This is a genomic window from Xenorhabdus siamensis (assembly GCF_037996745.1).
In the GTDB taxonomy this organism is placed as follows: domain Bacteria; phylum Pseudomonadota; class Gammaproteobacteria; order Enterobacterales; family Enterobacteriaceae; genus Xenorhabdus; species Xenorhabdus indica.
In genome coordinates this window covers 165,230-187,145 of the sequence record NZ_JBBMXE010000008.1, presented here as the reverse complement: position 1 = coordinate 187,145, position 21,916 = coordinate 165,230, and the positions used below count along the sequence as shown (strand labels likewise).

21 protein-coding genes are annotated in these 21,916 nt (G+C 43.5%); 1 reads left to right on the top strand and 20 read right to left on the bottom strand.

Going from position 1 to position 21,916, the window contains the following annotated elements; genetic code table 11:
- Positions 1 to 43: 43 nt before the first annotated feature.
- From crcB to lipB, 3 genes are all read right to left on the bottom strand, one after another.
- Entirely contained in the window at positions 44 to 418 is a 375-nt protein-coding gene (gene crcB / locus AAC852_RS09080; protein WP_340620772.1) for a fluoride efflux transporter CrcB, read from the bottom strand.
- Between the two features lie 12 nt (positions 419 to 430).
- Positions 431 to 1,396: a lipoyl synthase gene (lipA, locus tag AAC852_RS09075; RefSeq protein WP_323865212.1), complete on the bottom strand. Its 966-nt coding sequence runs from the start codon at positions 1,394 to 1,396 to the stop codon at positions 431 to 433.
- A gap of 117 nt (positions 1,397 to 1,513) precedes the next feature.
- Complete coding sequence (gene lipB, locus AAC852_RS09070; protein ID WP_340620771.1) at positions 1,514 to 2,161, bottom strand: lipoyl(octanoyl) transferase LipB; 648 nt, start codon at positions 2,159 to 2,161, stop codon at positions 1,514 to 1,516.
- A gap of 170 nt (positions 2,162 to 2,331) precedes the next feature.
- On the opposite strand from lipB, the gene AAC852_RS09065 reads away from it, so the two are divergent.
- On the top strand, positions 2,332 to 3,792 hold the full coding sequence (locus AAC852_RS09065) for a TrkH family potassium uptake protein (RefSeq protein WP_340620749.1): 1,461 nt from the start codon (positions 2,332 to 2,334) through the stop codon (positions 3,790 to 3,792).
- 135 nt (positions 3,793 to 3,927) lie between these two features.
- Here AAC852_RS09065 and ybeD read toward each other — a convergent pair whose 3' ends face one another.
- The 17 genes from ybeD to corC form a co-directional block, all read right to left on the bottom strand.
- Positions 3,928 to 4,191: a DUF493 family protein YbeD gene (gene ybeD, locus AAC852_RS09060; protein WP_047683163.1), complete on the bottom strand. Its 264-nt coding sequence runs from the start codon at positions 4,189 to 4,191 to the stop codon at positions 3,928 to 3,930.
- Positions 4,192 to 4,299: 108 nt separating this feature from the next.
- Positions 4,300 to 5,523, bottom strand: a complete 1,224-nt coding sequence (gene dacA, locus AAC852_RS09055) for a D-alanyl-D-alanine carboxypeptidase DacA (RefSeq protein WP_340620748.1) — start codon at positions 5,521 to 5,523, stop codon at positions 4,300 to 4,302.
- A 192-nt stretch (positions 5,524 to 5,715) separates the two neighbouring features.
- On the bottom strand, positions 5,716 to 6,669 hold the full coding sequence (gene rlpA, locus AAC852_RS09050) for an endolytic peptidoglycan transglycosylase RlpA (RefSeq protein WP_340620747.1): 954 nt from the start codon (positions 6,667 to 6,669) through the stop codon (positions 5,716 to 5,718).
- A 12-nt stretch (positions 6,670 to 6,681) separates the two neighbouring features.
- A complete protein-coding gene (mrdB, locus tag AAC852_RS09045) occupies positions 6,682 to 7,794 on the bottom strand; it encodes a peptidoglycan glycosyltransferase MrdB (protein ID WP_340620746.1) in 1,113 nt (370 codons plus the stop codon).
- Between the two features lie 17 nt (positions 7,795 to 7,811).
- A complete protein-coding gene (gene mrdA, locus AAC852_RS09040; RefSeq protein WP_340620745.1) occupies positions 7,812 to 9,758 on the bottom strand; it encodes a peptidoglycan DD-transpeptidase MrdA in 1,947 nt (648 codons plus the stop codon).
- Between the two features lie 36 nt (positions 9,759 to 9,794).
- Positions 9,795 to 10,265, bottom strand: a complete 471-nt coding sequence (gene rlmH, locus AAC852_RS09035) for a 23S rRNA (pseudouridine(1915)-N(3))-methyltransferase RlmH (RefSeq protein ID WP_340620744.1) — start codon at positions 10,263 to 10,265, stop codon at positions 9,795 to 9,797.
- A 2-nt stretch (positions 10,266 to 10,267) separates the two neighbouring features.
- Positions 10,268 to 10,594, bottom strand: coding sequence for a ribosome silencing factor (gene rsfS, locus AAC852_RS09030; RefSeq protein ID WP_081989069.1), 327 nt, complete (start codon positions 10,592 to 10,594; stop codon positions 10,268 to 10,270).
- 99 nt (positions 10,595 to 10,693) lie between these two features.
- Positions 10,694 to 11,365: a nicotinate-nucleotide adenylyltransferase gene (gene nadD, locus AAC852_RS09025; protein WP_340620743.1), complete on the bottom strand. Its 672-nt coding sequence runs from the start codon at positions 11,363 to 11,365 to the stop codon at positions 10,694 to 10,696.
- On the bottom strand, positions 11,349 to 12,416 hold the full coding sequence (holA, locus tag AAC852_RS09020) for a DNA polymerase III subunit delta (RefSeq protein WP_340620742.1): 1,068 nt from the start codon (positions 12,414 to 12,416) through the stop codon (positions 11,349 to 11,351). Before holA ends, nadD begins: the two co-directional genes overlap by 17 nt.
- On the bottom strand, positions 12,413 to 12,958 hold the full coding sequence (lptE, locus tag AAC852_RS09015; protein ID WP_340620741.1) for an LPS assembly lipoprotein LptE: 546 nt from the start codon (positions 12,956 to 12,958) through the stop codon (positions 12,413 to 12,415). Before lptE ends, holA begins: the two co-directional genes overlap by 4 nt.
- Before the next feature lie 67 nt (positions 12,959 to 13,025).
- The gene (gene leuS / locus AAC852_RS09010; protein WP_340620740.1) at positions 13,026 to 15,620 is read right to left on the bottom strand and encodes a leucine--tRNA ligase; all 2,595 of its coding nucleotides are present in this window, start codon (positions 15,618 to 15,620) and stop codon (positions 13,026 to 13,028) included.
- Between the two features lie 183 nt (positions 15,621 to 15,803).
- Entirely contained in the window at positions 15,804 to 16,529 is a 726-nt protein-coding gene (locus tag AAC852_RS09005) for an amino acid ABC transporter ATP-binding protein (protein ID WP_340620739.1), read from the bottom strand.
- Complete coding sequence (gene gltK, locus AAC852_RS09000) at positions 16,529 to 17,203, bottom strand: glutamate/aspartate ABC transporter permease GltK (RefSeq protein WP_340620738.1); 675 nt, start codon at positions 17,201 to 17,203, stop codon at positions 16,529 to 16,531. The genes AAC852_RS09005 and gltK overlap by 1 nt, the downstream gene beginning before the upstream one ends.
- A gap of 2 nt (positions 17,204 to 17,205) precedes the next feature.
- Complete coding sequence (locus AAC852_RS08995; protein ID WP_340620737.1) at positions 17,206 to 17,946, bottom strand: amino acid ABC transporter permease; 741 nt, start codon at positions 17,944 to 17,946, stop codon at positions 17,206 to 17,208.
- Positions 17,947 to 18,033: 87 nt separating this feature from the next.
- On the bottom strand, positions 18,034 to 18,921 hold the full coding sequence (locus AAC852_RS08990; protein WP_340620736.1) for a glutamate/aspartate ABC transporter substrate-binding protein: 888 nt from the start codon (positions 18,919 to 18,921) through the stop codon (positions 18,034 to 18,036).
- 501 nt (positions 18,922 to 19,422) lie between these two features.
- Positions 19,423 to 20,952, bottom strand: a complete 1,530-nt coding sequence (gene lnt, locus AAC852_RS08985; RefSeq protein WP_340620735.1) for an apolipoprotein N-acyltransferase — start codon at positions 20,950 to 20,952, stop codon at positions 19,423 to 19,425.
- Between the two features lie 10 nt (positions 20,953 to 20,962).
- Positions 20,963 to 21,841 carry a CNNM family magnesium/cobalt transport protein CorC gene (gene corC / locus AAC852_RS08980; RefSeq protein ID WP_047683184.1) on the bottom strand — a complete coding sequence of 293 codons (879 nt, stop codon included), beginning with the start codon at positions 21,839 to 21,841 and terminating at the stop codon, positions 20,963 to 20,965.
- Between the last annotated feature and the right edge of the window lie 75 nt (positions 21,842 to 21,916).

Genomic DNA, 21,916 nt, shown 5'->3' with positions numbered 1-21,916 from the left:
CGTTTTTATAACGGGTTTTTTATATTTTTAATTTCTGCTTAGTTCAGAGTTTATTTATTAAGGTAAACGCGAGGGCAGTCATTAATAATGAACCGATAACATTTGCCAGAATGGTGCTTAGTGCCCAACTTATTTTCCCTGCTTGTAATAAATAAACCACTTCAGCGGAAAATGTGGAGAAAGTTGTCAATCCACCGCAGAACCCTGTTGTTAACATGAGCTTCCAGGCAGGGGCAAGATGTGTTGTTTTGCTGAAATAGGCCAGCCCCAGCCCGATAATGAACGCTCCAATACAGTTAGCCGTCAGAGTACCAATGGCAATAGGCGCTGAGGCATTATTCAGCCGGAGGCCGATAAACCAACGTAAGAGGCTGCCAAAACCACCACCGATAAATACAGCGAGAATAAGATTCATCAGCAGTGGCCTCGATTATTTAACTTCCATTCCTTTGGCCTGCAAGTCAGCGTGGTAAGAAGAACGAACAAATGGCCCACAAGCTGCATGAGTAAAGCCCATTTCTAATGCTGCTTCTTTCATTTCATCAAATTCAGCCGGGTTGACATAACGTTGGACTGGCAGATGATGGCGACTTGGCTGCAAATATTGACCTAATGTCAGCATAGTTACCCCGTGACTACGTAAATCACGCATCACTTCTAAAATTTCTTCATTAGTTTCTCCCAAACCCATCATCAAACCTGATTTGGTCGGGATATCTGGATGTGCTTCTTTGAATTTTTGTAGCAGTTGTAATGACCAATTGTAGTTCGCACCTGGGCGGATCTGACGATACATCCGTGGTACGTTTTCCAGATTATGGTTAAAAACATCGGGAGGGGTTGCAGTCAGAATTTCCAGTGCACGATCCATGCGGCCGCGGAAATCCGGTACTAGTGTTTCAATTTTAATTGATGGATTTTTTTCACGGATCGCAGTAATACAGTCGGCAAAATGTTGAGCTCCGCCATCCCGCAAATCATCACGGTCAACAGATGTGATAACAACATAGCGCAGACCCATATCTTGAATAGTTTGCGCAAGTTTAACCGGCTCATTTACATCTGGTGCATTTGGTCGCCCGTGTGCCACATCACAGAATGGACAGCGGCGAGTACAAATGGCACCCAGGATCATAAAAGTGGCGGTTCCGTGGTTAAAGCATTCGGCAAGGTTAGGACAAGAGGCTTCTTCACAGACGGAATGCAATCCATTTTTGCGCATTGCCGCTTTGATTCCCTGAATGCGGCTGGAATCCGCAGGAAGTTTGATTTTCATCCACTCAGGTTTACGCAAGAGTGCTTCACGTTCTGTGACCACTGTTTTCACAGGGATCAAAGCCATCTTATCTGCGTCGCGGTATTTAATACCACGTTCCATCTGAATTGGTTTACTCATAATCGTGCTGGTTCCAGTTATATTTTTCAGATTGTTATTTATTGCTTGATTATTAAGCCAAATTCATCGGAGCAATAAGTGTATTCAAATTTTTTTGAAAAATGTTAAAAAATTATATCATCTTTCATCGGTGAGTTGAAATCCTAAGATCTGGCAGAATTTTTGTACCAGAATGGGTTGTACATCTTCAACAGTGATCCCATCTACAAGGTCACTGAGCTGAATCATTTGCATGCCTGCATAACCACATGGATTAATGCGCAAAAAGGGTTGTAAGTCCATTGCAATATTTAATGCCAAGCCATGGAAAGAACACCCTTTTCGGATACGTAATCCCAATGAACAAATTTTATTGCCTTTGACATAAACCCCCGGCGCATCTGGTCGGGCATGAGACTCAACGCCAAAATGAGCTAATGTCTCGATAACAGTATTTTCAATTGCGGTGACTAACTGACGAACCCCAATTTTTGCTCTTTTTAAGTCGATCAAAACGTACATGACTTGCTGACCAGGCCCATGATAAGTGATTTGCCCCCCCCTGTCGGATTGAATAACAGGAATGTCACCCGGTGCAAGCACATGTTCTGCTTTACCTGCCTGCCCCTGTGTGAACACTTTTTCATGCTGGACAAGCCAGATTTCATCGGGAGTTTCCGCTGTACGCTGCTCAGTGAACTGGTGCATGGATTCAGAAACCGGCTCGTAAGGCTGAATACCCAACTGGCGTAAAATAACGGTGTTATGTTGCAATGGAAGTTTCATCATCAGTTAACAAAAATTGCCCGCCAGTATAACGCTCTAAAGGGATTCTCTCCAGTTAGAGAATGCCTTAATGCAATAATAATGTTAATTAGACGAATATGTTTAGATTTTATATTATCATAGTTATATATTTCGACGATTTCCCCCTTGTTTTCTGTTTGAGCTAACAGATGGTCAGAAAAAACCAACTCCTGATTGTTGGGCATCTTTGCAGTTCTCTGGTGCTCTTATACAGCCTCTCAATGTTGCTGCCTGTTTTTGTCGCTTTGTTTTATAAAGAAAAAAGTGTTTTTGCGTTTTTCGAAACGTTTGTTATTGGAATGATCCTTGGCGGTGTTGGGTGGTATTTCACCCGAAAAACTAAAGTACAGCCCAGTACTCAAGATGGGTTCCTTATCATCGTCTTATTCTGGTTACTTTTTTCGTTGCTCAGTGCCTTACCTTTCGTGCTGGATAAAAATCTGAATATCAATCTTGTGGATGCCATGTTTGAAGGTGTATCTGGTATTACAACGACAGGGGCAACGGTACTAAATGATGTTTCTTCATTGCCTAAATCTGTTCTTTATTACCGAGCTCAGCTCAATTTCATCGGCGGTTTGGGGGTTATCGTGCTTGCCGTAGCTATTTTGCCATTGCTTGGTATTGGTGGTGTAAAACTTTATCAATCAGAGATGCCCGGTCCGTTTAAAGAGGAACGATTAACTCCTCGCCTTGCAGATAGTGCCAAAAGTTTATGGGTAGTTTATCTGTTGTTGGGTGGAGTATGCTCTTTCAGCTTCTGGGCAGCCGGGATGTCCTGGTTTGATGCTATTTGCCATGGGATATCAACGGTCTCTTTGGGGGGATTTTCGACTCGTAATGAAAGTCTTGGCTATTATGATAATTCCCTCCTTGAAATGGTGGGAGGTATTTTCTCAATATTATCAGCGGTTAACTTCACCCTCTATTTTGTTGTCCTGACACGAAGAAGCATCAAACCGTTACTGAAAAATGCCGAGCTTCAATTCTTCCTGCTGGTACTTTTCATTGTGATTTGTATTATTTGGCTGGAGTTGTACCGCTCTGGCATGTATGGTTTGAAAGATGCTTTTGTGCATGGTTTTTTCATGACCAGCTCGATGATGACAGACAATGGTCTGGCAACTTCAGATTATGCACAATGGCCACCTCACACGATGTTGCTGTTATTGGCGATAAGTTTCTTTGGTGGCTGTGTTGGCTCGACTTGTGGAGGCATTAAGGCGCTGCGTTTTCTGATCCTGACAAAACAAAGTTTCAGTGAGATTAATCAGCTTATTCATCCAAACGCCATTTCAACGATTAAAGTAGGTAAATCACCAGTGCAGGAAAGGGTACTTCGTTCCGTCTGGGGCTTTTTCTTCTTGTATATTTTTTGCAGTTGCTTCTTTATTTGGGCACTGAATCTTCTGGGATATGATCTGGTGACTTCATTTGCCACGGTTGCCGCATGTATCAATAACATGGGAGTTGGTTATGGTGAGACAGTACAAGGTTTTGGTAATCTTGATGTTGTGGCGAAATGGATGATGTGTGCTGCTATGTTATTGGGAAGACTGGAAATTTATCCTATTCTGATCTTGTGCTCGAAAGCGTTCTGGCGTTTTTGACTAGGGGGTTAGTATAGGGCGCTGAAAAAAACGCTGACTTTTTTGTCAGCGCTTTTTTATAGAAGTTGAATTTGCCGAAGTAGAAATTGTCACATTACTATTCACTATATTGTGCATACAGTGCCATTGATTTCATTACAACACTACGCGTACCAGCTCCAGTTTACCTAACTCTTCATACAGCGTTTCAACCTGCTCAATATGAGTTGCATTGATAGTAATAGAAACAGAGTGGTAATTACCTTTGCTGCTTGGTTTCACTGCTGGAGAGTAATCGCCCGGCGCATGGCGCTGAACCACTTCAATAACTTGATCCACCAGCTCAGGTTGAGCTAAGCCCATCACTTTGTAGGTGAATGAGCAGGGGAACTCAAGCAGTTCATTTAACTTCGTTTTCATGGGCGCTCCTGATTTATTAACTACGGCAGAATGATAGATTCTGCCGTGGCGTGATTATTTTCTAACAATTTACCTTAATATAAGGTTCAATGCTCAGCTTTCAAAGTTTTAGCCAAACCAGTGATGGAATGTCAATCGGATATAATCGAATATGCGGTTAAAGAACCCCCCCTCTTTTACTTCCTGCATCACGACTAATGGACGTTGTTCGATCGTTTTACCATCAAGTTGGAAATTGATTGTGCCAACTACCTGATCTTTGGCGAGAGGAGCGTGTAGTTCATTGCTATTTAATACATAGCTGGCTTTTAGATCTTTCAGGCGACCACGGGGAATAGTCAGGTAAACGTCCTGCTCGACACCCAGTTGGACTTTATCAGTATCGCCAAACCAGACCGGTTCAGAAGCAAATTCTTTATCTGCCCGTAGTGGGGAGACAGTTTCAAAAAAACGAAAACCCCAGGTCAGTAGTTTTTTACTGTCAGTTTCACGGCCTTTGAACGTTGGGCTGCCCATTACCGTAGCAATCAGGCGCATGTTACCTTCAGTAGCAGAGGAAACAAGGTTATAACCAGCACCACTAGTATGGCCGGTTTTGATGCCGTCCACATTCAAGCTCTTATCCCACAGCAAACCATTGCGGTTGGGCTGGCGGATGTTATTGTAAGTGAATTCTTTCTCTTTATAGATGGCATATTCATCCGGTACATCGCGGATCAATGCCTGACCAATCAGCGCCATATCATGGGCAGAACTGTATTGGCCTTCTGCATCCAGACCGTGAACAGTTTGAAAGTAGGTGTTCTTCAGTCCTAAACTCTGAACATATTTATTCATCAGACTGACGAATGCATCCTGACTACCTGCTACGTAGTCCGCCATTGCTACACAAGCATCATTACCGGATTGCAGGTTAATACCACGGGACAGCATCGCGACGGAAACTTTATCACCGGGCTTTAAAAACATCAGAGAAGAGCCTTTGAATACAGGATTTCCTGTTGCCCAGGCATCCTTACCTACTGTAACGATATCATTCGGGCCAATTTTCCCTGATTTGATGGCTTGTCCAATCACATAACTGGTCATCATTTTGGTCAGACTGGCAGGATCACGACGGACATCTGAATTCTTTTCGGCCAATATTTTTCCTGAATTGTAATCAATCAGAATATAGGCTTCGGCATCGATTTGCGGCACTCCGGGGATCATGGTTTTGAAATTATCATCCGTATTAGCGAATGCAGAAACACTGGTAGCCAGAGCAAGACTCAGGGCTGCATTTCTAATAAAACGGGAAGTAACTATACGAGAAGTAACTATGTATTTCATGATTGATTAGATAACATCCGTGAGAGAAGCATTGATAATAAACCACATAATAACAAATGACAAAAAGCGTGACATTAAACAAAATTGGAAGAGATGAAGATTTGCATTTTTTTACTTGGTTTTTTCTCCCTGCCGATATTAATCAGAAGAACAAATATCAGCAGGAAGCAGACTAATCAGAGAACAATGCAATCAAGGGGCAACAATAAAGGAAGATTGGTGCATTTGGTCAGTTAATTTCTTTTGCATTTGCGCTGCTTGCTGGCGGCTGCTAAAAGGCCCTAGCTGGACACGATGAACATTACCAAATTGGATCACACGTCCTGGTACATTAAAGCGTTGGCTTAATAATTGCTGCCATTCTTTGGCTTTTTGTTCAGAACTGACAGCACCAACTTGTACCATATAACCAGAGGAAGTGGCTGAGGCTGATTCAGGGATTGTTTTCTCTGAAGGTACAGGAGGTTGATTTTCTCTATTTCCAGACAGATTCTGGTTTGAGCTATTCTGTTCAGGAGAATCCGGCGTAATGCTCGTGACAGCTCCTGTTGATGGCGAATTAAGGACAGGCCTGTCAGGTAACGCATAGCTTTGTTTGACAATAGTTGAACCCGCTGTCCCCAAACCAGAAAGTGAACCATCAGGAGCAACCTGAATGCCATCGAGTTTTACCCGACTTTGCGGCATCAAATTCAGTCGTTCGGCAACAGCTCGTGATAATTCAATCACTTTTCCCGGATTATTGTAGGGACCGCGATCATTAACTCTGACGATTATCATGCGCCCATTGCTTAAATTGGTGACACGTACATAGCCTGGTATTGGCAGTGTCGGGTGAGCAGCCGTCAATGCATAAGGACTGGCTCGTTCTCCAATTGTTGTCAATTTCCCATTCGTTTCTTCACCAAATACGCTGGCATAGCCTGTTTGAGTAAACTGGGCAGGAACCTGAATGATATGATAGTTTTTTCCATCCCTGCTGTAATCCCGGTTAGCACTTGGATGGTAAGGCTCATATACAGGCTCTGCTCCCAATACATCACGGGTCGGAACTGGCGGAACAGAAGAAGCGCCTCTTTCATTGTTTGTTGTACAACCTGAAATCAGTACAGCCACTATGCTAAGAATAAGCCATTGTTGACGCATGAAATTTCTTCCTCATAGACTTTTGGATAATAACTTGCGATGAGTATGTATTGACATGATAATGCCGAATCCCGCCATTAAGACAATTAACGCTGAACCTCCGTAGCTAATCAGGGGCAAGGGTACACCGACTACAGGCAAAATACCGCTAACCATGCCGATATTCACGAAGACATAGACAAACAATATTAATATTAGCCCCCCTACCATGACACGGCCGAAGGTGTTTTGTGCGTTGGCAGCGATAAACATGCCGCGAATGATGATTAATAGGTAAAGTGCCAATAAAACGAGGACACCGATCAATCCCAATTCTTCCGCTAAGACAGCAAAAATAAAGTCGGTATGACGTTCAGGCAAAAATTCTAATTGTGATTGTGTACCTTGTAACCAGCCTTTTCCAAATAACCCACCTGATCCAATAGCAATTTTTGATTGAATGATGTGATAGCCTTTACCCAAAGGGTCACTTTCTGGATCTAACAACATCATGACCCTGGCTCGCTGGTAATCATGCATCAAAAAGAACCATAAGATCGGCAGGAAACAGGCAATCAGTAAAATGGCAATAACAATTAACCGCCAGTTCATTCCTGCCAGAAACAGGATAAACAACCCGGAAGTTGCTATCAGGATAGATGTACCTAAATCAGGTTGTGCAGCGACAAGCAGAGTAGGTAAGAATATCAGTACTAATGCAATTCCTGTATTTTTCAGGGAAGGAGGGCAAAGGTCACGATTTATAAAGCGTGCAATCATCAAAGGGACAGCGATTTTGGCAATTTCTGATGGCTGAAAGCGTACAATGCCTAAATCCAGCCAACGCTGAGCCCCTTTACTTATTTGCCCGAAAACATCAACAAAGATGAGTAGCATGACACAAACAATATAAAGATAAGGTGCCCAACTTTCGTATATGCGAGGTGGTACTTGAGCCAAGGCAACCATGACCACTAAGCCAATAAACACCTGCCCAATTTTACGTTCCATCATGTCAATGTCTTGTCCACTGGCGCTCCACATAATGAAAAGACTATAGGCCAGCAGTGCCAGAATACATAGTAGCAGCGGGATATCTATATGTATTCTGGTCCAGAAAGGAACTTTTTTCTGCGATTCTGTCATAGCATTACTCAATTAACTTATGTTCTGGTAGCGGGTTTTGGGGTAGATGGTTTTTCGCCAACGGGTTCTCCTGTAGGCGATTTTCTACTTTTATTAGCTGACTCAGTGGATGAAGTGCCTTTATTATTCCTGATTAGAATATGATCCAGAATTTGACGCACGATAGTGCCAACAGGTGGCCCCGCTCCTCCATTCTCCAAAATAATGGAAACTGCGACAGTTGGATTATCATAAGGAGCAAAAGCAATCATTAGACTATGATCCCGTAGATGCTCCGCAAGTTTACTCGCATTATAGGTTTCATATCTGAACACTTGCGCTGTACCGGTTTTTACTGCGGCTTTATAAGGAGTACCAGCAAAGAATCTGCGTGCTGTGCCATTGGGTGCATTGGCAACACCATACATGCCATCTTTGGCAATCTCCCAATATCCAGAATGAATATCTCCGATTGGTTCACTGATAGGAGGCTGATAAGGATGCATGTCACCATTTACCCGTGTTCCTAGTAAAAAATGCGGTGTTTTTACCTCGCCATCATTAATCAATATCATCAAGGCCTTTACCATCTGCATAGGTGTGGCCGTCCAATATCCCTGACCGATGCCAACAGATATTGTATCTCCTTGAAACCACGGTTTTTTATAACGCTTTTGTTTCCATTTTCGGGTCGGCATGTTACCCGCCGCCTCTTCTTTCAAGTCAATACCAGTTAATTGACCAAAACCAAATTTTGTCATCCAGTTGGAGATCCTATCAATACCCATATCATAGGCTACCTGATAGAAAAAGGTATCTGCTGATTCAACAAGGGACTTATGCACATTCAAAAGACCATGCCCATAACGTTTCCAGTCACGATAACTCATATTAGAGTTAGGCAATTGCCACCAGCCCGGATCATTGATGGTTGTATTCTTTGTGATGACACCACTACTTAGTGCTGCAACAGCAATAAAAGGTTTTACTGTTGAGGCGGGAGGGTAAGCACCTTGTGTTGCACGGTTAATCAATGGGCGGTTGGGGTTGTTGAGTAGTGCTTTATAATCCTTACTGGAAATACCATCAACAAACAGATTGGGGTCATAGCTTGGGTTGGATACCATTGCCAGAACTTCGCCGGTACGGGGATCTGTGACAACAACTGCTGCCCGGCTGGTTGTCAGTATCTCTTCAATGTAATTTTGTAGCTCTAAGTCTATTGATAGATAGATATCTTTTCCCGCTTGTGGTGGCTGCTCATGTAACTGGCGAATAACTTTACCACGGTTATTGACTTCAACTTCTTCATAACCGGGTTTTCCATGCAGAACAGATTCATAATAGCGTTCAATACCTAGTTTGCCGATATCATGAGTTGCGGCGTAATCCGGCAAAATCCCCTCTTTATCGAGTCGCTCTAGGTCTTTGTCATTAATTTTGGAAACATAACCGATGACATGGGTGAGAGCAGAACCATATGGGTAATAACGACGTTGGTATCCTTTGATTTCTAACCCTGGGAAGCGATATTGATTGACAGAGAATCGGGCAACTTGCACCTGAGTCAGTGATGTTTTCAGGGGGATTGAGGTAAAGCGGCGTGCGCGCAGCCGCTCTTTTTTGAAATTTTCGATATCTTCATCGGTTAACCCGATGATGGAGCGCAACTCATTTAAGATTTTATCAAGATCAGCAACTTTTTGGGGGACAATCTCCAACTGGTAAATCGTACGATTAGCTGCCAGTAGTGTGCCGTTCCGGTCATAAATGAGTCCCCGGCTTGGGGCAATGGGAACTAGTTTAATACGGTTCCCATTTGAGCGCGTTTGATAATCTTCGTGGCGGGTGATCTGGAGATTATAGAGATTGGCAATCAGAACCCCTGTTAAAAGGATAATGCCGACAAACGCCACAAGCGCGCGGCGTATAAAAAGGGCTGATTCAGCCGTATGATCGCGAAAAGGGGTTCGTTTATTTTTCATCCCATTACCAGAACTCACGGTGATAGATTACCTAATTTATTCCCGATGATAAGGGTGATTAGTTGTGATGCTCCATGCCCGGTACAAGCTTTCGGCAACCAAGACCCGCACCAGAGGATGTGGAAGAGTCAGGGGAGAAAGAGACCAGCTTTGCTCTGCGGCGGCTTTACAGGCAGGCGCTAAACCTTCCGGGCCACCAATCAGCAAACTGACATTTCTTCCATCTTGTTTCCAGCGTTCAAGTTGTTGTGCCAACTGGGGAGTATTCCAACGAGATCCGGGGATATCTAGTGTGACAATGCGATTGCCTTTATTGACAGCCGACAGCATCTGTTCGCCTTCTTTTTCCAGAATACGTTTGATGTCGGCGTTCTTGCCTCGTTTTCCAGCCGGAATTTCAATTAATTCGAATGGCATATCTTTGGGAAAACGATGCAGATAATCCGTAAAGCCGGTCTGTACCCAGTCCGGCATTTTTGTTCCTACAGCGACAAGTTGTAACTTCAAACTCAGCTCCAGAGTTTTTCCAGTTCATACATGCGACGGCTGTCTTCCTGCATGACATGTACCATCACTTCGCCGAGGTCAACAACGATCCAATCTGAAATGCCTTGCCCTTCGACACCCAGAGGCATGATGCCCGCTTTACGGCAGTCATCAACAAGATTGTCTGCGACTGACATCAGATGGCGACTTGATGTACCAGTGCAGATAACCATACAGTCTGTAATACTGGATTTTCCTCGAACATCTATAGAAACAATATCCTGTGCTTTGGAATCTTCAAGTTTATCAATAATAAATTGTTGTAGTTCTGTGCCTTGCAAAAGGATCACCTTAATTTCATCAAATTAGTTGTGTAACGTAGAATAATAGCATGTCCGTCTCTATAAACGTAAGCGGCTCAACGGGGAAATCCCATAATGATTTAACTATCAGCTATATAACTTATGTGAATCGATATAATTTTGTATTGATGGAGGCAGTAAATCATCACAGTTCAGACCTTGTTGATGACGCTGACGTATATCTGTTGCTGAAATGTCTAATAACGGAGTTTCAGCCAGATAAATATAACCATGTGATTTCTGGCTTAATGGAGCAGGAGTATCAACTTGGTGTTGCTCAAACCATTTCCGCATTTTTGGGGTTGCCAGTTGTCTTGCATATCCTGGACGAGAGCAGACCAATAGATGACAGATATCCAATAATTCTGTCCAGCGATGCCATGTATGGATAGCTTGCAGAGAGTCTTGTCCTATGATGAATGCCAGTGGACATCGTTCCCCAACTTCTTCACGGAATGATTCCAATGTTTCGATGGTGTAAGAAGGTGTCTGACGTTGCAATTCCCGAGTATCAACTGTGAAAAGCGGGTTATCTTGTATCGCCAGATACACCATTTCCAACCGTTGTTGAGGAGAAGCTTCGGGTTGAGGACGATGCGGTGGGACGTGATTAGGTAACAAAATAACCTGCTTAAGACCCACTTGTTTCGCTAATGCTTCCACCGGGAGCAAATGGCCATAATGGATGGGATCAAAAGTGCCACCAAATAAAGCATGAATAATCGGTGAATTTAAAGATGAATTAGTGGTATGAAGCATTCAAAAAGCTCTCTGGTAATATTTTTCCGTGCGTTTTTCCGAGGGTGTTTCCGTATAGTAACAGCATAGAAAGTGTTTCCAGGTCAGCCCAAATCGATTGGCCATAATCCTGTTTGATGCACAGTTCCATCTGGGTTAACAAACGTATAGCCGAGTGTAGATCTTGTAATGACAGCCGCTGTAATGCCGTTGTCATAAGTGTTCGGCGGTTTTGCCACACTTTATGTTGATCAAATAGTGTCTTCAAAGGCGTCGTTTTTTCCTGACGCTTAAGCGTCAACAGCAACATAAGTTCTCGCTGTATCGTGCGCAGTAAAATAATTGCTTCGGTATCTTCTTGTCGTAGTTGCTTCAGGATATGCCATGCCCGCTTGATCTTGCCTGCCAGCAGAGCATCAACCCAATGATAAGGAGTAAAATGTGCCGCATCATTGACTGCATCTTCGACACGATGAAGAGTTAGCCGATTATCGGGGTAGAGTAATGAAAGGTGTTCTAATGCTTGAGACAGTGCCAGTAGGTTGCCTTCGTAGCAATAGCACAATAATTGGTTCGCTTCATCTTCCAGTGACAATCCCATACTTTTAGCGCGTTGTGCCACCCATTGGGGAAGACGATTTTGTTCTGGATTAAGGCAACTGACATAAACACCATGCTTTCCAATTGCTTTGAACCATGCGCTGTTTTCTTGTGCTTTGGTCAGTTTATGCCCACGCAGTATTAACAGAATATCTTCATGCAATAATTCAGAAAGTTTGGTCAGACGTTCGGCCATTGCCGTATTGGGACCATTCTCAGGTAATAACAAAGTCATTGACTGACGGCTGGCGAAAAGGCTGAGTGACTGACATAGGCTGAAGATTTCATCCCATTCGGTGTGGTTATCCAACGAGAACGAGAAATGCTCTACAAAACCATGCTGTTCAGCCACTCTACGAATGTTGTCCTGACTTTCCTGTAGCAACAACGGTTCGTTGCCCCATAACAGGTAGCTGCTTCGCAGCCCTTCATTGAGCTGCGAAAGAAGTTGTTCAGGATAGAGTCTGATCATTGTTTTTGCGTAGTTGCTGCTTGCTGTTTGTTAGCCGATTTTAGCTGTTCTGCACTTTGAACTGTCAGCAATTGGCGTATAAGTTGGCGGGCAGCTTGTTCACGCATCTCTTGCTGAACCAGTTCATTTTCTGCATCTTTTGCCAGAGCTTCCAACGGGTTATCAAAGAAAGCGCGATCAACCCTTGCCTGCAATGGATAGATGCTGCCATTTGGCATCAGAACTTGTGCATCAACATTCAGTACTAGCTGACGTTCTGCTGCTTTACCATCCTGAAATACTGATACAGTGTCTTTATTTTCACTTGAACCTAACAGCTTTAGGATCGGAACAGAGGCACTGGCCTGTTCAACAATTTTGACGTCATTCAGACGTAGTTGCTGGCGTACTGCTCGTGCCAATGGCCCGTATGGATCACTTGAACTTAATTGTAACGTCTGAAGTTCTTTTGGTACTTGTGTTGTGCCACGAAGGTGGAAACCGCAGCCAGCGGTGACCAGCACCGCTAACCCCAGCAACAAAGTGAAAATACGATGCCGCATATTCTTTCCTATCACATTTACTGCCACACTTTTTATCACAAGAATGGCCTCCCATTATCAGCTAATATCAGCCAACGACCAGATTTAGCAATTTGCCCGGAACATAGATGACCTTACGAATACTAACGCCTTCAAGATATTTCGTTACGCTGTATTCTTGGGTTGCCATCTCCTGAACGTACTCTTTTGTCGCGTCTGCCGGTACAGTAACGCGGCCACGGACTTTACCGTTAATTTGGATGATGACCAGTTTAGTATCATCAACCATTGCTTGTTCATCAACCTGCGGCCATTCAGCAACATCTATGTCACTTTTATTGCCGAGTGCTTTCCACATAACGAAACAAGCATGTGGAGTGATAGGTGAAAGCATACGTACAATTGCTGTCAGCGCTTCTTGCATCAGAGCACGATCCTGCTCTGTTTCCTGTGGTGCGCGGGTCAGTTTGTTCATCAGTTCCATGATAGCGGCAACTGCGGTATTAAATGCCTGGCGGCGACCAATATCATCAGTAACTTTCGCTATCGTTTTGTGCAGATCACGACGCAAATCTTTCTGCTCTGTTGTCAAGTTAACAATATCCAACAACTGAGGTTCGCCTTTGTCGGCGTTTTTATTAACGTGCTCATGAACCAGACGCCATACACGTTTCAGGAAACGGTTAGCCCCTTCCACACCAGACTCTTGCCATTCCAGAGTTAGTTCTGGTGGTGCAGCGAACATCATAAACAAACGAACGGTATCCGCGCCATATTTATCAACCATAAGTTGTGGATCGATACCGTTATTTTTGGATTTTGACATTTTGCTCATGCCAGTATAGATCAACTCACGACTAGCCTGATCCATTGCTTTTATAATGCGGCCTTTTTCGTCACGTTCAACAATTGCATCGGCCGGTGACACCCAAACTTTTTCACCGTTGCTGCCGGTGTAATAGAAAGCTTCAGCCAAAACCATGCCTTGACACAACAGACGTTTTGCTGGCTCATCAGAATTAACCAAACCTGCGTCCCGCATCAATTTGTGGAAAAAGCGGAAATACATCAGGTGCATGATAGCGTGTTCAATACCACCGATATATTGATCCACTGGCAGCCAATAATTAGCAGCAGCAGAATCAAGCATACCTTTGTCGTAATCCGGGCAGGTATAGCGTGCGTAATACCATGATGATTCCATAAAGGTGTCGAAAGTATCGGTTTCACGTAGAGCCGGTTGGCCGTTGATAGTGGTTTTTGCCCACTCAGGGTCAGCTGTAATTGGGCTGGTAATGCCATCCATCACTACATCTTCTGGCAGGATCACTGGCAGTTGATCTTCAGGAACAGGTACAACAGTACCATCTTCCAGTGTTGCCATTGGAATTGGTGCCCCCCAGTAACGCTGACGGGAAACACCCCAGTCACGCAGACGATAGTTAACTTTGCGTTTGCCAACTCCCATTTCAACCAGCTTATCTGCGATGGCATTGAAGCCTTCTTCGTGGCTCAGGCCACTGAACTCACCGGAATTAACCAGAGCATTTTTATCGGTGACGGCAGCCTCCTGAACTGTTGGTACGTTACCATCGTTATCCAGAATAACTACTTTCATTGGCAGGTTGTATTTAGTAGCAAACTCCCAGTCGCGTTGGTCATGGGCTGGAACTGCCATAACAGCACCTGTGCCGTATTCCATTAGTACGAAGTTAGCAACCCAGATAGCGATTCGTTCATTGGTTAATGGGTGGATAACGGACATACCGGTTGACATGCCTTTTTTCTCCATAGTTGCCATGTCGGCTTCGGCAACTTTGGTATTACGGCATTCATTGATGAATTCAGCCAGCTCTGGATTATTTTCCGCAGCTTGTTTTGCCAAGGGATGACCTGCGGCTACGGCAACATAGGTCGTTCCCATAAAGGTATCTGGGCGGGTAGTATAAACGGTCAGTTTTTCTTGGTTATCCGCGACATCAAAGGTGATTTCGACACCTTCAGAACGACCGATCCAGTTACGCTGCATGACCTTAACCTGTTCAGGCCAGTCTTCCAGCTTATCCAGATCATTTAACAGTTCTTCCGCATAATCGGTGATTTTAATAAACCACTGTGGGATTTCTTTGCGTTCTACCTGGCTGTCACAACGCCAGCAGCAGCCATCAATAACTTGTTCATTTGCCAGAACTGTCAGGTCATTTGGGCACCAGTTAACAGCAGAGGTTTTTTTGTAAACCAGTCCTTTTTCATACAACTTAGTAAAGAACCACTGCTCCCAGCGATAATATTCTGGTGTACAGGTTGTGACTTCACGATCCCAATCATAACCGAATCCCAGCTTTTTCAGCTGACCTTTCATGTATTCGATGTTGGAATAAGTCCACGGAGCCGGGGCGGTTTTGTTCTTAACCGCAGCGCCTTCTGCTGGCAGGCCGAATGCATCCCAACCGATAGGTTGTAGTACGTTTTTGCCAAGCATACGCTGGTAACGGGAGATCACATCACCAATAGTATAATTACGAACATGGCCCATATGTAGTCGGCCAGAAGGATAAGGTAGCATAGACAGGCAATAGTATTTTTCTTTGCTGTTGTCTTCGGTCACTTTAAAAGTTTGCTTCTCTTGCCAATGAAGCTGGACTTGTTGCTCTATGTCTTCTGGACGATATTGTTCTTGCATGGCACCGATAATCCTATGGTGAGTAATAAAGCTACGCTTTTAGCGAGCGGGTTTGTTTATGAAATTTAGGATGACATAGCATAGCGGATAGGAATTGGGGCAACAACACTTGTTATAGGAAGAACACGGAAAATTACTGAATTTAAAGTCGGCGGTAAAGTATTATCCGCCGACAGAGGTAAATTAGTGTAGGATTTTCGCCAGAAAATCGCGGGCACGTTCTGATTTAGGGGTGGCGAAGAACTCTTCTTTCTCGCTGTCTTCGACAATAGTGCCTTCATCCATAAAAATCACGCGATGGGCAACTTTTTTAGCAAATCCCATTTCATGGGTAACAACCATCATGGTCATCCCTTCGTTAGCCAGTTCAACCATAACATCCAGGACTTCATTGATCATTTCTGGATCAAGGGCGGAAGTTGGTTCGTCAAACAGCATGGCGATGGGATCCATGCAAAGCGCACGGGCAATGGCGACACGCTGTTGTTGTCCACCGGAAAGTTGGGCAGGAAATTTATTGGCGTGATTTGCCAACCCAACACGCTCTAATAGCTTTAAGCCTTTTTCAGCCGCAGCTTGTTTATCACGCTTTAAGACCTTGACCTGAGCCAGTGTCAGATTGTCTATGATGGACAGATGGGGAAACAGTTCAAAATGTTGAAACACCATACCAACTTTGGAACGTAGTTGAGCCAGATTTGTGCCTTTATCATTTACTTTTGTTCCGTTTACCCAAATTTCACCTTGCTGGACAGCTTCAAGGCCATTGACTGTTTTTATCAGCGTGGATTTACCGGAACCAGAAGGCCCACAGACTACCACTACTTCGCCTTTTTTGACTTCAGTTGAGCAGTCATTCAGAACCTGAAATTGGCCATACCACTTGGATACATTTTTCAGGGAAATCATTAAATAATCCTTTTTTTCAAATAGTTAACCAGCATGGAGGCGGAAAAACTAATCACAAAATAAATAAAACCGGCAAACAGAACCATTTCAATCTGTGTACCATCACGCTCACCGATATTGGCTGCTGTACGGAAAAAATCGGCCAGACTCAATACATATACCAGAGAAGTATCCTGAAATAATACAATGCCTTGTGTTAGCAGTAATGGGATCATCGCACGGAATGCCTGTGGCAAGATGACCAGACGCATGCTTTGCATATGCGTCATTCCCAGTGCCAATGACGCAGATGACTGACCCCGGGAAATACTCTGAATACCTGCCCGAATAATTTCGGAATAATAGGCTGCTTCAAAGAGCGAAAACGCTACCATTGCAGAGATTAAACGGATATCAGTTTTTGGTGATATGCCTAGAACATTTTGCACTAAGCTAGGCACAATTAAATAAAACCATAACAATACCATTACCAGCGGCACAGAGCGGAAAAGGTTGACATATAAGGTGGCAAACCAGCTCAGAACCTTAATGGAAGAAAGTCGCATAACTGCCAGAGCCGTTCCCCAGGCAATACCGATGATAATGGCTATTATGGTAATTTCAGCGGTGATGATTAACCCGTCCAACAGCAGGGGCAGGCTGGGAATAATGGAACTCCAGTCAAATTGATACATTTTTATCGTCCCCCCATGTTGCCCGGTAACCGTACTTTTTTCTCAAGCATACTCATTGCAAGCATGATAACGAGATTGATACCAACATATGCCAGAGTGATTGCTGTAAATGTTTCATACGCATGCGCTGAGTAATCCAGTAATTTTCCGGCTTGTGCTGCCATATCTACCAAACCGATGGTTGAGGCAATCGCAGAATTTTTCACCAGGTTAAGCATTTCTGATGTCATTGGTGGCGTAATGACACGATAGGCATTAGGTAGTAGGACATAACGGTAGGTTTGTGGCAGGGTCAGACCCATTGCCAACCCTGCGGCTTTTTGTCCTCGTGGCAGCGATTGAATGGCTGCACGAACCTGTTCGCATACACGGGCCGCAGTGAATAGTCCCAGACAAATTACCGAGGAAAGGAAAAATTGGATATTGGGATCCAAATCCATCTTGAACCAGTTACTCAGGTTCTTAGGCAGGAATTCTGGTACAACCAAATACCATACAAAAAATTGGACGATAAGAGGAATGTTACGGAACAGTTCAACGTAACAGGTTCCTAACCCTGCCAGAAATTTATTCGGAACAGTACGAAGAATGCCGAAAAATGAGCCGACAATAAATGCAATAATCCAGGCGCAGATAGAAAGAGCAATTGTCACCTGCAATCCAGAAATGATCCACCCAAGATAGGTGGTATTACCAAAAGGGGCTTCTTGCAGAAAGATGCCCCAATTCCAATCAACTGACATACACATGCTCCCTGAAGCATAAAAAAATGAGGTAGGGAACGACTACCTCATACCCGTCGTGCCAATAAAATCGGGATCTTCGGTTTATTAATTTAGAGACTTATCATTTGGTGATTTAAACAAAGCTTTCATTTCGTCTGACAGAGTGAAGTTCAGGTTCAAGTTCTTAGGTGGAATTGGCGCTTTGAACCAGCGATCAAACATTTTTTCTGCCCGGCCAGAAGTTTGTATTTCTGCAACAGTGTCATCCAATAACTTTTTGAATTGAGGATCGTCTTTGCGCATCATACAACCGTAAGCTTCTTTAGATTGGGGTTCACCGACGATAATCCACTGATCAGGTTTTTTCGCTTTTGCACGTTCGCCTGCCAGTAGTGCATCATCAACCATGAAGGCAACAGCACGGCCTGATTCCAGTGTACGGAATGAATCGCCATGATCTTTTGCACTAATAATGCGCATTTTCATTTTCTTTTCGTCATTGAGTTTATTCAGCAATATTTCAGAAGTTGTGCCTGCACTTACAACGACATTTTTGCCAGTTAGATCGTCAAATCCTTTGATCCCTGAATCCTTATTGGTCAGCAGGCGAGTGTTGACGATAAAGATGGTATTGGAGAACGCAGCTTGTTTTTGGCGCTCAGGGGTGTTAGTGGTTGAACCACATTCAAAATCAAAAGTACCGTTTTGTAGCAATGGAATACGGTTTTGAGAAGTGACAGGGATCAGCTTAACTTGCAGGTTGGGCACATTAATTTTTTTCTTAATCGCTTCCACAATTAAATTGGAATAGTCTTGGGCGTAACCGACAACATTCTGTTTACCATCATAGTAAGCAAATGGAACAGAAGATTCTCTGTGTCCGACAGTAACAACACCACTGTCTTTGATTTTTTTTAATGTTCCAGTCAATTCCTCAGCATGGGCAGCCCCTACTGCGCTAAGCAACATCATGGTTAACATCAACTTACGCATATATAGCTCCTTCATTTGGTTGTTTTGCGCAACTTATTTTGTATAGTTTGTTGTGTACAACGGGTTTTCTACAAACTGCTTTGCGCAAAGTTGGGTTTGCTTGCACATATTGGTGCTTCTGTTTTTTATAGAAACGATTTTTTGAATTATTTTGTGTATGGGTTGTAAAAAAATAATTCATAATGTTATTTTTTTTAAACCATATGTTTTCATTTCGCGAGCTACTTCGCACTAAAAATAAACAATTTTTGATTAAGCGTGATTTTGAGGTGAAAAATTTTTAATCTTGTTCACAGTTTGTACGTTTTAGGATTAACTATTTTATTTTGGTTATTATTTGACTTTTTCTTTTATGAAAGCATTTATATTTTGATATTAATTATGATGGGTAATATTTACTGAGGTTATCAAAGTGAGAAAGTGAAAAAAATATAAGTCCAGGTAATAAATTAATCCTCTGGACTTATATTGGTATTTTCTGGAATATCGCTAAATGACTAGCTAGATTTGGCGACGATTGCTTATCAATCCGAATAAAATAAACAATACAGTTATTCCCCAAACTGGCCAATTACCGAAGCGGAAATAAGGTGTAATACCACTGGCTGGCGTGACTTTAGTTTCCAAAACTTGACGAGTAAATTGGGGAATTTCGGCTTGTATTGAACCATCTGGTTTGATTACCGCTGTAATTCCGTTATTTGTCCCTCTTAACAGAGGACGACCCAATTCAAGGGAACGCATACGCGCCATTTGGAAATGTTGCCACGGCCCAATAGAACGTCCAAACCAGGCATCATTGGAAACAGTCAGCAGAAACTCTGTATTGGGTTTGAAGTTATCACGGACTTGCTCGCCCAAAATAATTTCATAGCAGATTGCGGCAGTAATTTCGTGTCCCGCAACAGAAAGCTGAGGTTGTATATAATTTCCCTGGCTGAAAGAGGACATTGGCAGGTTAAAGAAAGGCGCCAATGGGCGCAGTAATGATGCCAGAGGAACAAACTCACCAAATGGAACAAGGTGATGTTTGTCGTAGCGGCTAATCGCCGGATATTGGTAAGGGGTATTTTCTCCCAACACAATGATACTGTTATAGAACTTGTATCCATCTAGTGTAGGACGCGCATCGGGAATACCTGTAATCAGGCTGGTGTTATGTTGCCTGAGCAGAGTATCCAGGTTGGTCAGAAAATTATTCTGATTGTGTTCGTAATCAGGTATAGCCGCTTCTGGCCAGATAATAATAGGGACTTTACCAATAAAAGGCTGGCTATGATCCAGATAAATATCCAGGGTTTTCCCCAATACAGAGGGCTCCCATTTTATTTCCTGAGGAATATTGCCTTGTATCAGTGCTACATCGGTTGATTTTTCCGGCATCAGGGTATACCACTGATAATGTCTCATTGGCCACGGCAGCAGTAATAAGATAATAGCAGCGATGGCAGATGAGAGTTTTTTATGAACGGCAGCAAAAACTAACAAGCCACTGCTCATCATTAGCAGGAAAGTGATACCTTCTACTCCGAAAATCGGGGCAACTGCTTTCAAGGGGCCATCAATCTGGCTATAGCCAAATTGTAACCACGGAAAACCCGTTAATACCCAACTACGCAAAAATTCAGTGCATTGCCATAATGCAGGGCTGGCGATGATTAACCTCATCCTATTTGAGGTTGGGAAAAAGCGGTTAAGCAGCCCGGCAAACAGAGCGGGATAAAGAGCAAGATAAGCGGAAAGCAGGATCACCAAAAAGATATTAATGGCGGTTGGCATACCTCCGAAATTTGCGATACTGACATAAACCCAGTTTATTCCACTGCCAAACAAGCCAAGGCCCCAGCAGAAACCAATAAAGAGCGCTTGTCGGGTAGTCCGGTTAAGTGTCAGGATTTGCAGGCCACAGAGAGAAACAAGGGCTGTGGGCCAGAAGTCGAAAGGTGAAAAAGCCAGTGTTCCACTGACTCCAAAGAAAAGTGCCAGCAAAGCACGCAGCCGCTGGCAACTCATTAATGAGGCTTTGTTCATCCAGATCCTATTAATCTTTATCAAGGCCAGGAACTTCAGCATCATTCGGTATTTTGACATGAACCTGAATGATTTTCCGGCTATCTGCCATTGCTACTTTGAAGTGATAGCCATTGATGTTGATGGATTCTCCACGGGAAGGCAGATGTCCAAATGCCTGCATAACCAACCCGCCAATGGTATCAACTTCTTCGTCACTGAAATTAGTACTGAAAACGTCGTTAAAGTCCTCGATTTGAGTCAATGCCCGCACTGAATAAGTATGGCGGCTCAAGGCACGAATATCGTTATCTTCATCATCATCGTATTCGTCCTCAATTTCCCCCACAATCAATTCAAGTATATCTTCAATCGTGACAAGGCCAGAAACCCCGCCGAATTCATCGATAACAATTGCCATATGATAGCGTTGAGAACGGAATTCTTTCAGCAGTCGGTCAACCCGCTTACTTTCCGGCACCACGACAGCCTGACGCAGCACTTTATCAATGCTGAAAGGCTCTGCATTCGTACGCATAAATGGCAGAAGATCTTTTGCCATCAAGATGCCTTCAATGTGATCTTTATCTTCACTGATCACAGGGAAGCGAGAGTGGGCCGAATCGATAATCACATCCAGACATTCGTCCAGAGATTGATTGCGTTTTAGGGTAACGATTTGTGAGCGTGGGATCATAATGTCACGCACGCGTTGGTCAGCAATATCCATTACCCCTTCGAGCATCTCTCGGGTATCGGGGTCAATCAGGTCGTTCTGCTCAGAATCACGGATCAGTTCAACCAAATCGTTACGGTTTTTTGGCTCACCGTGAAAAATCTGATTAAGAAGTGCAAAAAAGCCTTTCTTAGGACTAGGGTTATCGTTACTAGAAGGATGGTCGTCGCTCATGGCGTTTTAATTAAAATTCCTCATTAATTAAAGTGAGATGCCTGTCGTCTTTCAGATGGCAGCTTTGTTGGCTGC